Here is a 13,462-nt window from a genome sequence, read left to right as displayed (position 1 = left end):
CAGGCCGAGGCCGAGCACGGTGAACCCGGCGAGCCCCGCCCAGGCCGCCGGCGCCACCGCCACCACCGCGAACCCGAGGGCCGCGAGGACGGCCCGGCCGGCCGGTCACCCCCCGCGGGATCAGTGGGCGACGACGGGGATCCTGACCTCGTCGTCCGCTCCGGTGCCCGCGCCGGACCCGGCGACGGCCCCCGGCCCCGGCTTGCCGGCGTTGATGAGGGCGAAGGCGATGCCCGCCGAGACGACCAGGATGCCCACGGCCCACCAGATGGCGGCCGTGTAGCCCTCGACCATGCCCTGCAGCTGGACCAGCTTCTGCGCGGCCGGCGTGGTCGCGCCCGCCGCGTGGTCGGTCAGGTACGCGGTCGTCGCGGAGGCGGCGATCGTGTTCAGCAGGGCCGTACCGATGGCGCCGCCGACCTGCTGCGAGGTGTTCACCATCGCGGAGGCCACACCGGCGTCCTTCGGGTCCACGCCGAGCGTCGCGAGCGACATGGCCGGCATGAACGCCGTGCCCATGCCGAGGCCGAGCAGCAACTGCGCGGGCAGGATCAGCCCGGCGTACGAGGTGTCCACCTCCAGCTGCGTGAGCAGCAGCATGCCGGCGCCGGCGGTCAGGAAGCCGGGCGCCATCAGCAGGCGCGCCGGGACCCGGGTCATCAGCCGCGTGCCGATCTGCGTCGAGCCCACGATCATGCCCGTGATCATCGGCAGGAAGGCGAAGCCGGTCATGACCGGCGAGTAGCCCTTCACGACCTGGAGGTAGTACGTCAGGAAGAGGAAGAGGCCGAACATCGCGATCACGGCGAGGCCCAGGGAGAGGTAGATGCCGCCGCGGTTGCGGTCGGTCAGGACCCGCAGCGGCAGCAGCGGGTGCTTGACGAAGGCCTCGGTGGCCACGAAAGCGGCGAGCAGCACCGCCGAGCCGACGAACAGGCCGATCGTGCCGGTGTCGCCCCAGCCCTCGGTCTCGGCCCGCGTGAAGCCGTACACGAGCGCGACCAGGCCCAGGGTGGACAGGAACACGCCGGGGATGTCGAGCGGGGAGCGGTTGCGGCCGCCCGCGGGCTCGCGGATCACGAAGTAGGCGCCGAGGGCGGCCACGACGGCGAACGGGATGTTGACGTAGAAGGTCCAGCGCCAGTCGAGGTACTCGGTGAGGAAGCCGCCGAGGATCAGGCCGACGGCGCCGCCACCGCCCGCGATCGCGCCGTAGATGCCGAAGGCCTTGGCGCGCTCCTTGGCGTCGGTGAAGGTCACGGCGAGCAGCGAGAGGGCGGCGGGCGCGAGGAGCGCGCCGAACACGCCCTGGAGCGCGCGGGCGCCCAGCATCATCGCCTCGCCGGTGGCCGCGCCGCCGAGCGCGGAGGCGGCGGCGAAGCCGACGAGACCGACCACGAAGGTCCGCTTGCGGCCCCAGAGGTCGGCGATGCGGCCGCCGAAGAGGAGCAGTCCGCCGAAGGCGAGGGCGTAGGCGGTGATGACCCACTGCCGGTTGGCGTCGGAGATGCCGAGGTCCTGCTGGGCGGAGGGCAGGGCGATGTTCACGATCGTCGCGTCGAGGACGACCATCAGCTGGGCGAGCGCGATGAAGACGAGCGCCTTCCAGCGGGCCGGATCGGCCCCTGTCACGGCGGTGTCGGGCGTTTTGGGCATGGGAGTGGCCACCTCTTGGCGCGAAATGTCAAAAAAGGGAAATAAAGAGGAAGGGAGAGGAAGGGGTCGGGGTCGCCGGAGCGGAGGGAGACGGACCGTCAGGCCGCCGCCCGTGCCCTCAGGACGCCGGACAGGTGTCGCGTCGCAGATCCTCCAGGGTCGCGGGCGTGCCGGGCAGTTCGGAGCGGGCCGGCGCCTCCAGGCCGTCGAGGAACAGCAGGAGATGGCGGCGTACGAAGGGGGCGAAGGCGTCACCGGCGGTGCCCGGCAGCGGCCGGGCGAGCTGCGAGACGGCCACCATCAGGTCACCGACGCCGACGTCCGCGCGGAGCCGGCCGGCCCGCTGGGCACGGAGGACCAGCTCCTCGACGGCCTCCTCCACCCGCTCCCGCTCCACGACCAGGTCCGGGTGCTCCGTGTCGAAGGCGCCGTCGAGCATCGGACACAGGGCACCGACCCGCTCGTCGGCGGCGGCGAGGGTGAAGCGGCGGACGGCCTCGAAGGGGTCGGCCTCCTCCGCCATCGCCCGTTCGGCGATCCCGGCGACCCGCCCCATCAGGGACAGGACGACCTCGTGGACGAGGTCGGCCCGCTCGGGGAAGTTCCGGTAGAGGGTGGCGTTCCCGACGCCGGCCCGGCGCGCGATCTCGTCGTACGGCACCTGGGGGCCGAACTCCACGAACATCTCGCGGGCCGCCGTCACCAGCCGCTCGCGGTTGCGCAGGGCGTCGGCGCGCGGCTTCGGCACCCGCCGGGCGGGTACGGAACCGGGGCGCGCGGCCTCGTCTCGTACGGACGCGGCGCGCGCGGCGCCGGCGCGTACCGCGTCGGGGGTGCTGGTCACGCCACGGCCTCCTCGGTCGGTCATCAGTTCGGTCTTCGGGCATCGGACGGGACTCGCAAGTCTCACGTGTCCCCCCGCTCCCGCGGGTCTCCCGTCCGTCACACCGGGCTCACCCGTCACACAGGTCTCACACGTTCCGACCAACCGGGGAAGGACTCCCCACTTCGACGGAACACCTTCCTAAACGGGGACGCGCTCCCCGGTTATTTCCCGGCCACCGCGTGACCTGAGTCACAGTCCGCCGGACCCACCCCGATACCCACGATCGGGCCACCCGGCGCGCGCCCCCGCACCGGCCGTTCCAGGCTGATCGCACGGCGCGATCTCCGCCCGCCCCCGCCGGGACGGTCCGGGCAGGCCCGTGCCGCAGACCTGCCCGTACCGGAGAGGCGACCGCATGCAGCACACCCGCCGGCGGATACGCAGACCCGTCGCCCTGGCCGCGACCACGGCGCTCTCGCTCGCCCTGCTCGCCTCCGCGAGCAGCACGCTCCCCGGGCCCGCCCCGGCCTCGGCCGGACCGGTGGCCACCACGCCGGGCACCACCCAGCTGGGGCCGTGCCGGATCACCACCACGATGGGCGTGCAGATGTCGGAGGGGATGCCGACCGCCCCCGGCTACGCCCGTTCCACCGGCCGCGTCAAAGCCCTCAACCTGATGATCGACTTCCCCGACGCGGTCGGCGAGGGCACGGCGATGAGCCGCTACCGGGAGTTCTTCCCGCAGACCTCCGACTGGTTCGCCACCAGCTCCTACGGGCGCCTCCAGTACAAACCCGAGGCCCCCATACCCGACTGGCTGCGCATGCCGCGGCCGTTCTCCTCGTACGGGATCGAGCGCGGCTCACCGTACGAACCGGGCTACCGCTCCCTCGTCGAGGACATCGTGAAGGCCGCCGACCCGAAGGTCGACTTCAGCGCCTACGACCTGGTCAACGTCCTCGTCACCCCGAACGCCGGGCCCTCCGCCCTCGACACCGTCCTGTCCGTGACCTTCTCCGGCAACGACGAGGCCCCCTACGCGGACGGCGTCCCCCTCGCCAACACGTCCTTCGTCTACAGCCGCCAGGACGACGGCTCCGGCAGCTTCGCCGAGACCGGCTACCGGGTCCTGCCCCACGAGAACGGGCACGTCTTCGGCCTGCCCGACCTCTACACCGCCGACGGCGGCGGGACGGTCGGCCACTGGGACATCATGTCCGAGGACTGGGGGGCCAACAACGACCTCCTCGGCTGGCACAAGTGGAAGCTCGGCTGGCTCGACAACGACCAGGTGAGCTGCGCCTCCGCCACCGGCACCAGCGAGCACCTGCTGACCCCGCTGGCCCTCGCCGGCGGCCCCAAGCTGGCCTTCGTCCCGCTCTCCGACACCTCCGGCTACGCCGTCGAGGTCCGCACCGAGGACGGCAACGACGAGGCCGTCTGCGACGAGGGCGTGCTCATCTACCGGGTGGAGTCCGACGTCGACACGGGCCACGGTCCGGTGACCGTCTCCGACAGCGAGCGGGCCAGCGGCGGCTGCACGCGCCGCCCCAACGTGCACGCGGAGCTCTCGGACGCGCCCTACCGCCCCGGAGAGACCTTCACCGACCGCGTGAACGGCATCCGCATCGGCGTCCTGGACGAGGACGGGGCGGGCACCTACCGGGTGCGCATCACCCGCCCCTGAACCCCTGCCCGGGCCGCCGGAACCGCAGGCCTCAGCCGCCGTCGCCGCCCGTGAAGCGCTCGCGGAGTTCCCGCTTGAGGAGCTTGCCCGTCGGGTTCCGCGGCAGCTCCGCCCTCTGCACGAGGATCCGGGCCGGCACCTTGAAGGCGGCGAGCCGCGCCGCCACGTGCGAGCGGAGCGCCTCGGCGTCCACCTCCGCGCCCCGGTCTGGGCGGAGCCGTACGACGGCGGCGACCTCCTCCCCGAGCACGGGATGCGGCAAGCCGAGCACGGCCGCGTCGGCCACCCCCGGGTGCTCCTGGAGGACGCGCTCCACCTCGACGCAGTACACGTTCTCGCCGCCGCGGATCACCATGTCGGTCAGCCGGTCCACGATCGCGACCCGCCCGCCGTCGTCGATCCGGGCCAGGTCCCCCGTCCGGAACCAGCCGTCGTCGGTGAAGGCGGCCCGGGTGGCCTCCTCGTCGCCCCAGTAGCCCCGGATCAGCGACTGGCCGCGCAGCTGGAGCTCGCCCACGCCGTTCGCGTCCGGCGCCTCGATCCGCACCTCGGTCACGGGTGACGGGCGGCCGGCGCCGCCGGGGTGCGCGCGGTACTCGGCGCCCACGTGGGACAGCACGCCGCCGCAGGTCTCGGTGAGCCCGTAACCGTTGCGGGGCTCGATCCGCTCCCCGTACCGCTCCGTCAGACCGGCCACGATCCCGGGCGGGGCGGGCGCGCCGCCGGTGCTGAGCAGCGTCAGGCTCTCCAGGCCGTCGCCCGCGCGCCGGGCCTCCTCCAGGAGCTGGAGGGCGGTGGTCGGCACTCCCGCGTAGTGGGTGACCCGGTGTTCCCGGATCAGCTCCAGGGCCCGGCCGGCGTCCCACTTCCGCATCATGACGAGCGTGCCGCCGGCCGCCATCACGGCGTAGAAGGAGGTGAACGCGGCCACGTGGAAGAAGGGGAACGTCGTCAGCGACACCAGCGCCGGTCCCGTCCCCGGCACCTCGCCGCGCGCCAGGGCGGCCGCCGCGGCGAAGTAGCGCGGGTTCACGGCCGCGCCCGCCTGCGCGAGGTGGGTGGCGACGGCGCCCTTGGGCCGTCCCGTGGTCCCGGACGTGTAGACGATGGTCGCGTCCTGCTCCGGCGTCACCTCCACGTCGGGCGGTCCCAGGTACGGATCGGTGTCGGGCACGTACGGGACGAACCCCTCCTCCGGACCGTCCCCGTGGAACACGATCCCGGGCACCGCGTGCCGCCGGGCCCAGGCCCGGACGCGCGGGAGCCGTTCGCCGTCGACCAGCAGGACGCGGGGCGCGCAGTCGTCGAGCGCGTAGCCGAACTCGTCCTCGGTCCACCAGGCGTTGAGGGGGACGGCGACGAGTCCGGCGAGCTGGGCGGCCCAGAAGGCGACCTGCCACTCGGGGTGGTTGCGCAGGGCGACGACCGCCCGGTCGCCGGGGCGGAGCCCGTACTCCCCGACGAGCCGGCGGGCGAGGCCGCAGGCGGCGTCGAAGAACTCCCGGTACGTCATGCGCGCGTCCTCGGAGACGAGGAAGACGCGGTCCCCGTAGGCCCAGACGGCCTCCACGAACTCGCGCAGGGTGCGCGGCCCGGAGGCGTACACCCCGTCGCGTACGGCGAAGGGGGCTCCGTCGGCGGTCAGGCGGGCGGCCCACGGGGCGGGGACGGCGGCCCGGGTGCCCCCACCGGCCCCGCGCGCCGACCCCGTACCGGCCTCACGTACCGACTCCGTACCGGCCCCGCGCGCCGACTCCGTACCGGCCTCAGCCTTCACGTGGACCCTCCTAAGCGCTCGCTCAGCCCGTCGGTGACGCTATGCCGCCCTCCCCCGGGGGTCAACCCCGCCCCGTTAGACTCGGCGGAGGCCAGGGGCCGCGACACCGCCGTGCCGCCCCGCCGAACGAGGCCGGGGCCGCGTTCGCCCCCCTCCCCCCTCCGCCGTCCCGCTCCCCGACAGGTGTCCGTTCCTTTGTCCTCCCCCGCCGCCCTGTCCCCCACCACGCGCCTGCGCCGGCTCAAGCCCGACTGGATCTCCGACCCGAAGGTGTGGCGCACCGAGATCCTCGCCGGTCTGGTCGTCGCGCTCGCGCTGATCCCCGAGGCGATCTCGTTCTCGATCATCGCGGGTGTGGACCCGGCGCTCGGCCTCTTCACCTCCTTCACCATGGCCGTGACCCTCTCGATCGTCGGCGGGCGGCGGGCGATGATCTCCGCGGCGACCGGGGCCGTCGCCCTCGTCGTCGCGCCGCTCAACCGCGAGCACGGCCTCGGTCACCTGATCGCGGCGGTGATCCTGGGCGGGGTCCTCCAGATCGTGCTGGGCGCGCTGGGGGTGGCCCGGCTGATGCGGTTCATCCCCCGCTCGGTGATGGTCGGCTTCGTCAACTCTCTCGCGATCCTGGTCTTCATGGCGCAGATTCCCGAGATGCGGAACGTGCCGTGGCCCGTCTACCCGCTGATCGGGGCCGGACTGGTGCTGCTCGTGTTCTTCCCCCGGATCACCACGGCCGTCCCGGCCCCGCTCGTCTCGATCGCCGTCCTGACCGCCTTCACCGTGGGCGCCGGGATCGCCGTCCCCACGGTCGGTGACCGGGGCGCCCTGCCCACGGCGCTTCCCGTGCCGGGCCTTCCCGACGTGCCGTTCACCTGGGACACCCTGACGACGGTCGCGCCCTACGCCTTCGCGATGGCGCTGGTCGGCCTCATGGAGTCCCTGATGACCGCGAAACTGGTGGACGACATCACCGACACGCCGTCCGACAAGACCCGCGAGTCCATCGGCCAGGGCATCGCGAACATCGTCACCGGCTTCTTCGGCGGGATCGGCGGCTGCGCGGTGATCGGCCAGACGATGATCAACGTGAAGGTCTCGGGCGCCCGCACCCGTCTCTCCACCTTCCTCGCGGGCACCTTCCTGATGGTGCTGTGCCTCGCCTTCGGCCCGGTCGTCTCCGACATTCCCATGGCCGCCCTCGTCGCCGTCATGATCATGGTGTCGATCGCGGCCTTCGACTGGCACTCCGTCGCCCCGAAGACCCTGCGCCGCATGCCCGCCGGTGAGCTCACCGTCATGGCCGTCACGGTCGTGGCCGTGGTCGCCACCCACAACCTCGCCGTCGGCGTCGTCACCGGCTCGATCACCGCCATGGTCGTCTTCGCCAAGCGGGTCGCCCGCCTCGCCGAGGTCACGGCCGTCACCGACGCCGACGGCCGGCGCGTCGTCTACCGGGTCACGGGAGAGCTGTTCTTCGCCTCCTCCAACGACCTCGTCGGACAGTTCGACTACGCGGGCGACCCGGAGAAGGTCGTCATCGACCTCTCCGCCGCCCACATCTGGGACGCCTCCTCCGTCGCCGCCCTCGACGCGATCGAGAACAAGTACGCCCAGCGGGGCAAGACGGTCGAGATCACCGGCCTCAACACCCCCAGCGCCGACCTCCACCGCCGCCTCACCGGCGAACTCAGCGGGCACTGACCGGGCCGGCGCCCGTCCGCCGCCGCCCGGCGGCCGGGTTGGGCGACCCCCGGACCGTGGAACCCTCGGTCCTCACGAGCACGTGCGCGTCCGGCAGGCCATGGCCGACCCCGTCCGGCGCCACGCGCTCCGGACCGCCGGCACCGGCGCCCGCCCCGAATCAGCCCTCCGTGAGCCGGGGCGCCGGGCGCGGACGCCTCAGGCGCCGCCGTGCAGCAGGTCAGGGCCGATGTCCGCGACCCGCGCGCAGCCCGCCAGGGCCATGGCCGTCGACAGCTGCGTACGGTACGAGTCGAGGAGCGCGGTCACGCCCGCGGCGCCGCCCAGGGCCAGGGACCACACGACCGGCCGGCCGAGGAGCACCGCCCGGGCGCCGAGGGCCAGCGCCACCAGCACGTCGGTGCCGGTGCGTATCCCGCCGTCGACGAGCACCGGGACCCGGTCTCCGACCGCCGCCACGACCGCCGGCAGCGCGTCCGCCGGGGCCACGGCCCGGTCCAGCTGCCGGCCACCGTGGTTGGAGACGATCACGCCGGCCGCGCCCGCCGCCACGCACGCCCGCGCGTCGTCGGCCCGCAGCACGCCCTTGACCAGCACCGGCAGGCCCGACATGCGATGCAGCCGCCCGATCGCGTCGATACCGAGCGACGGGTCCTGCTCCCAGCCGGGCAGCCGCGTCCCCACGCCCACCGCACGGCACAGCTCGTCGTCCTCGGGCAGCGGCAGCGGCAGCCCGGACGTGGCCCTCGGCGGTACGTAGGGGGCGTCCACGGTCAGGACCAGGGCCCGGGCCCCGGCCGCCACGGCCCGCTCCACCTGACGACGGGTGATCTCCGCGTCCCGCAGCCAGTACACCTGGTACCACCAGGGCCCGGCCGCCTCGGCGACCTCCTCGGGGTGGCGGGTCGCGCGGGAGGAGAGCACGAGCAGCGAACCGGCCGCGGCGACACCCGCCGCCGTGGCCGTCTCCCCCTGGTCGTGCGCCATGCGGTGGAAGGCCGTCGGGCCCGCGAGGACGGGCGAGGCCAGGCGGGTGCCCAGGAGTTCCGTACCGGTGTCGACGGACGAGACGTCACGCAGCACGCGCGGCAGCAGGCGCCGGTCCCGCCAGGCGTCCGCGGCCTCGCCCGCGCTGATCTCCTCGTCGGCCCCTGCGGCGTAGAACTCGTACGCGGCGGCCGGCAGGACGGCCCGCGCCCGCGCGGCCAGGTCCCGCGAGGCACGGACAGCGGGGGTGCCGGGGGCCCCGGGGGCGCCGGGGCCGGGCTCCGTCGCGGGCGCCGTCCGGGGTGCGGGCGCCGTCTCGGACGCGGTCATCTCAGACCCAGTCCCGCGCGCCGCCGGCCGCCTCGCCGCCGGACACCGTGACGGCGAACTCCAGTCCCGCCACGGCCTCCCGGGCCCGCGCCACGGCCTCGGCGGCGTCCGCGCCGCGTGCCCGGACGAAGGCCGCCCGCGACTCGGAGCTGTCCAGGTCGCCGAGCACGTCACCGGCGCCGAGCAGGGCCTCGGCGGCCACCACGCCCGGCCGGGCCGCGGCCTCCTCCAGGCCGTCGATCCGCGCGAGCGTGCCGCGGGCCGGGGGCACCGCGAACCAGATCGCCTCCGGGCTGCGGTCCACCGACGGGTCGGCCAGCGTCTTGCGGATGTCCGCGAGCACCGGCAGGCCCAGCGTCTGGCGCACCACGCAGTCCACCAGGTCGACGCCGGTGACGTCGTGCACCAGGTACGGGATCTCGTCGCCCGCGAGCCGGACGTGGGTCTCGATGACGCGCGGCCCGTCCTCCGTCAGGACCACCTCGGTGTGGGTGACGCCGTAGGTGATGTCGAGCGCGTCCAGGAGCCGCCGCACATAGGCGTGCACGGCGTCGGCCTGGTCGGCGGAGAGGCCCGCCGGCACCACGTGGCCCAGCTCGACGAAGCCCACCGGATCGGAGAACTTCCGCGTCACGGCCAGGATCTCGTGCTCCCCGTCCTCGGAGAAGGCCTCCACACTGAACTGCGGCCCCTCGTGGAAGCGTTCCACCAGCACGCCCGCGTCCGGGATGACCTCGAAGTCGCGTGCCGCCCGCGCGAAGGCCGCCTCGGCCTCCTCGGCGGACCGCACCACGGAGACGCCGAAACTGCCCGCCCCCTGCACCGGCTTCACCACACAGGGCGTGCCGTGCTCGGCCAGGAACGCCCGCAGCTCCGCCACGTCCGCGACCCGCCCGCCCGGGGTGTCGTCCACACCGAGCTCCGCGAGGCGCCGCCGCATCGCGTCCTTGTCGTGCACCCAGGCGATGGTCCGCGGCGAGTGGCACGGCAGGCCCAGCGCCTCGGCGACGGCCGCCGCCCGGTCCTGGTCCCGCTCGCCGAAGGTGCCCACCCGGGTGAAGGGATGCCGCTCGTGCACGGCGGCGGCCAGCGCGATCCACTCCTCGTCGGGCGCCTCGCTGCGCAGGGCGAGGACCCGGTCGTGCTGCCCCGGCTTGCGGATCTTGGGCACGAAGTCCATGCGGCACAGGATGGTCGTGGCGACGTCCGGGCCGCCCGCCTCCCGGATCAGGCCGGGGATCTCGCGGCCGCCGCCGACGATGAGCACGTGTTCGGTCATGGGGTCACCTCGCTGGAAGAACGGGAAGCAGGGGAGGAGGCGGGGGCGGGGGCCTTCTCGGGGGCGGTGCGGGGCGCGCCGGTGGCCCGGACCACCAGGGCGGCCAGGGCGTACACGACGGCGAGGACGGCCCAGCCGGCCGTCCCCATCGGCAGCAGCACGCCCGTCATGAGCACCGGGCCGATGATCTGCTGGCCCGTCATGCCCAGGCTGAACGCCGCCAGGTAGCGGGCCCGCGCGGGAGGCGGCGAGAGCTCGTACGACAGGTTCCACACCGCGACCGAGTGCAGGTTCTCGCCCACCGTCAGGAGCACCACGGCGAGGACGGCGCAGGCCGCCGCCGGCCACACCGGTACGTGCTCGGCGCCGGCGAACACCGCGCAGGACACCAGGAGCGGGACGAGCGCCACCGGCACCAGCCGCAGCGCGCCCGCCGTGGTCTCCGCGAAGCGGGCCACGTACACCTGGAGCAGCACGGTCAGCACGGTGTTCACCGCGAGCAGCACCGAGACGGACGAGGAGGGCGCGTCGGTGGCCGTGATGAGCCAGAGCGGCAGCAGGATGAACAGCACCGAATCATGCAGCGAGAGCACGCCGTTGGAGATCGTGAACAGCATGAACCGCAGGTCCCGGAAGGGGCTGCGGACGGCGGCCGGTACCTCCTCGGCCGGCGCCGGGGCCGGTGACGCCGGCGAGGGCTCCGCCCCGGCACCGGCCGCGGAGGCCGGAGCGGCGGCCGAGCGGCGGCGCAGCTGCTCCACCACGGCGGCGATCACCCAGAAGGTCAGCGCGTTGCCCAGGAACAGCGCCACGAAGGCCGCCTGCTCCTCGATCGCGAGCACCGCGCCCGCCAGCAGGAAGCCCGCCGTCAGACCGATGTTGCGCACCGACCGGATGGACGCCATGGTCCGGGTCTGGTTCTCGCCGCCCTCGACGATGCCCACGACCACCTGCTGGAGCGGCGAGCAGCCCCGGTCGAGCGCGGTGAGCACGCAGGTCAGCACGGCGTACGGCCAGAAGCTGTCGACCAGCGCGAACCCGGCGTACCCCAGGCCGCGCACCGCCAGCAGCCCCACGTACACCTTGACCGGGCCCACCCGGTCGGCCAGCCGGCCGAGCGGCACCGGGCTGAGCAGCCCGGCCGCGGCGGCCACCGACAGCACGACGCCGACCTGGGCGGCGGGCAGGCCGACGACCGTGACGAAGTAGAGGGTGGAGGCGGCCAGGAACATGCCCGAGCCGACCGAGTCCACCGCCGCGCCCGCCGCCAGCCGGCGCCCGGCCGGCGTCTTCGGCAGGATGGCCAGCAGCAGGCGCGCGGCCCGCCCCGCCACGCCCGTCCGGCCGTTCGGCTCCCCGCTCATGCGGCCCTCCCGCTGTCGGCGTTCACGCGCCGCTCCGCCCCGCGGAGCCGGTGATCCAGTCCACGAGTTCCGCGGTCCGCCGCACGTGCACGGCGGTGGCCGCCTCCGGGGGCGGCTGGCGCAGGTGGTTCCAGGTGTGCCGGCGGGCCGCGTTGACGCGGGTCTCCGCCTCCCCGGCCGGGTGGGCGGGCGCGGACGCCAGCAGGGCGGCGGCCAGCGCGAGCCGGCCGATCCGGTCCACCAGCACCCAGCCACCGGCGGCCGTGCACGCCGGGTCGGCGCCGACCCACTCCTCGCGCGTGGCGCCCAGGCCGGAGAGCGCCGTGTCGGCGATCTCCCAGGCGGCGGCCGCCCGGCCCGCGGGACACGGCCCCAGCGCCGCCCGCAGCCCGTCGCACACCGCGTCGTACACCTCCGCCGAGGCCAGCGCGGTGACGAACCCGGCCACCTGGCGCTGCGCTGCCACGGCGGTGGGGTACCCGGCTACGGCTCCGTCAGGGGCGCCGGCGATGGCCGCGTGCTCGGTGCGTACGGCTCCGTCAGGGATGCCGGCGGGGGCCGGTACCGCTCCGTCCGACGCGTCCGGGCCCGCCAGGGCGAGGACGCGGGCGGTGTCCGCCTCCACGGCCCACAGCGCGCACCCGCGCAGCACCGTGGCCGCCGCGCCGGAGGCCCGCGGGCCGGCCGTCTCGCGGTCCGCCCAGGCCCGGGCGGCCGCCAGGTCGACCAGCCGGTCGCACAGTTCCTCGTCCAGGGCGGCCCGCCAGGCCGGTTCCGGGACGCCGGCCGCCGCCGTGACCGGCGCGCCCAGGACCGTCCGCAGGCGCAGGGCCGCGGCCTCCAGACGCAGGACGGCGGCGCGGACGGCGTCCGTCCCCGTGTCCGGGAGACCGGTCACGTCGGGCCCGGCGGTGTGCGGTTCCGTGCGGCTCACACGCGCTCCAGCCAGCGGGCGTACCCGTCGTGCCGGCCGCCCACGACGTCCCGGAACAGCTCGCGCAGCTGCTTGGTCACCGGGCCGACGCCGCCCGCGCCCAGCGGACGCTCGTCGACCGAGGCGACGGGCACGATCTCGGCGGCGGTCCCGGTCAGGAACGCCTCGTCCGCGATGTAGACCTCGCTGCGCGGGATGCTCCGCTCCGTCACCTCCAGGCCCAGGTCGCGGGCCATGGTGAGGACGCTGTCGCGCGTGATGCCGGGCAGGATGCCGTCGCTGACCGGCGGGGTGAACAGGGCGCCGTCGCGCACCACGAACAGGTTGGCGGCCGAGGCCTCCGCGATGTGCCCGGTCGCCGTCAGCATCAGCGCGTCGTCGTAACCGGCACGCTGCGCGCCCACCTTGGCCAGCGCGCTGTTGACGTACGCGCCCGTGGCCTTGGCGAGCGGCGGCACCGTCTGGTGCGAGTTGCGCTGCCAGTTGCTGACGATCAGACGGCAGCCCTCCGCCTCGGCCCGGTCGCCCAGGTAGGAGCCCCACGGCCACACCGCGATCGACATCCGTACCGCGTCCAGCTGCGGCGCGACACCCATCTCGCCGTAGCCGAGGTACGCGATGGGGCGGATGTAGCAGGATTCGTGGCCGTTGATCCGGACCAGCTCCAGGACGGCCGAGACCAGCTCCTCGTCGGTCCACGGCAGTTCCATCAGGTACACGCGCGCCGAGTCACGCAGGCGGGCCACGTGCTCGCGCAGCCGGAACACGGCGGGGCCCGCGTCCGTGGCGTACGCCCGGATGCCCTCGTAGACGCCCCAGCCGTAGTGCAGGCTCGGAGTGAGCACGTGCACCTTCGCGTCGTCCCAGGGGACCAGCTCGCCGTCCATCCAGATGAACGGGGTCGGGGTCAGTGGCATGTCT

10 protein-coding genes are annotated in these 13,462 nt (G+C 74.5%); 2 read left to right on the top strand and 8 right to left on the bottom strand.

Annotation, left to right across the window (positions count from 1 at the left end):
• Positions 1–120: 120 nt before the first annotated feature.
• Positions 121–1,656, bottom strand: a complete 1,536-nt coding sequence (locus ABTY40_RS23385) for an MFS transporter (RefSeq protein WP_352061307.1) — start codon at positions 1,654–1,656, stop codon at positions 121–123.
• Positions 1,657–1,774: 118 nt separating this feature from the next.
• Positions 1,775–2,500 (bottom strand): TetR/AcrR family transcriptional regulator, encoded by a 726-nt coding sequence (locus ABTY40_RS23380; protein ID WP_502990648.1) that lies wholly within the window; start codon positions 2,498–2,500, stop codon positions 1,775–1,777.
• Positions 2,501–2,897: 397 nt separating this feature from the next.
• On the opposite strand from ABTY40_RS23380, the gene ABTY40_RS23375 reads away from it, so the two are divergent.
• A complete protein-coding gene (locus tag ABTY40_RS23375) occupies positions 2,898–4,169 on the top strand; it encodes a M6 family metalloprotease domain-containing protein (RefSeq protein WP_345287450.1) in 1,272 nt (423 codons plus the stop codon).
• A 31-nt stretch (positions 4,170–4,200) separates the two neighbouring features.
• On the opposite strand, the gene ABTY40_RS23370 is transcribed toward ABTY40_RS23375, so the two are convergent.
• Positions 4,201–5,814 (bottom strand): class I adenylate-forming enzyme family protein, encoded by a 1,614-nt coding sequence (locus tag ABTY40_RS23370; RefSeq protein WP_352061311.1) that lies wholly within the window; start codon positions 5,812–5,814, stop codon positions 4,201–4,203.
• Positions 5,815–6,159: 345 nt separating this feature from the next.
• On the opposite strand from ABTY40_RS23370, the gene ABTY40_RS23365 reads away from it, so the two are divergent.
• Positions 6,160–7,647 carry a SulP family inorganic anion transporter gene (locus ABTY40_RS23365; RefSeq protein WP_502990649.1) on the top strand — a complete coding sequence of 496 codons (1,488 nt, stop codon included), beginning with the start codon at positions 6,160–6,162 and terminating at the stop codon, positions 7,645–7,647.
• Between the two features lie 198 nt (positions 7,648–7,845).
• Here the strand turns inward: ABTY40_RS23365 and ABTY40_RS23360 are convergent, their stop codons facing one another.
• From ABTY40_RS23360 to ABTY40_RS23340, 5 genes are read right to left on the bottom strand one after another with little or no spacing between them, the layout of a single operon-like run.
• On the bottom strand, positions 7,846–8,964 hold the full coding sequence (locus tag ABTY40_RS23360) for an alpha-hydroxy acid oxidase (RefSeq protein ID WP_352061305.1): 1,119 nt from the start codon (positions 8,962–8,964) through the stop codon (positions 7,846–7,848).
• Position 8,965: 1 nt separating this feature from the next.
• Positions 8,966–10,243, bottom strand: coding sequence for an ATP-grasp domain-containing protein (locus ABTY40_RS23355; protein ID WP_352061304.1), 1,278 nt, complete (start codon positions 10,241–10,243; stop codon positions 8,966–8,968).
• The gene (locus ABTY40_RS23350) at positions 10,240–11,607 is read right to left on the bottom strand and encodes an MFS transporter (RefSeq protein WP_352061303.1); all 1,368 of its coding nucleotides are present in this window, start codon (positions 11,605–11,607) and stop codon (positions 10,240–10,242) included. Before ABTY40_RS23350 ends, ABTY40_RS23355 begins: the two co-directional genes overlap by 4 nt.
• A 22-nt stretch (positions 11,608–11,629) precedes the next feature.
• Positions 11,630–12,541: a hypothetical protein gene (locus ABTY40_RS23345; RefSeq protein ID WP_352061302.1), complete on the bottom strand. Its 912-nt coding sequence runs from the start codon at positions 12,539–12,541 to the stop codon at positions 11,630–11,632.
• Complete coding sequence (locus ABTY40_RS23340; protein ID WP_352061301.1) at positions 12,538–13,458, bottom strand: branched-chain amino acid transaminase; 921 nt, start codon at positions 13,456–13,458, stop codon at positions 12,538–12,540. Before ABTY40_RS23340 ends, ABTY40_RS23345 begins: the two co-directional genes overlap by 4 nt.
• Between the last annotated feature and the right edge of the window lie 4 nt (positions 13,459–13,462).

The organism is Streptomyces sp. NPDC126503 (assembly GCF_040302405.1).
GTDB lineage: Bacteria > Actinomycetota > Actinomycetes > Streptomycetales > Streptomycetaceae > Streptomyces > Streptomyces gulbargensis.
This window is presented reverse-complemented; position numbering and strand designations above follow the sequence as displayed.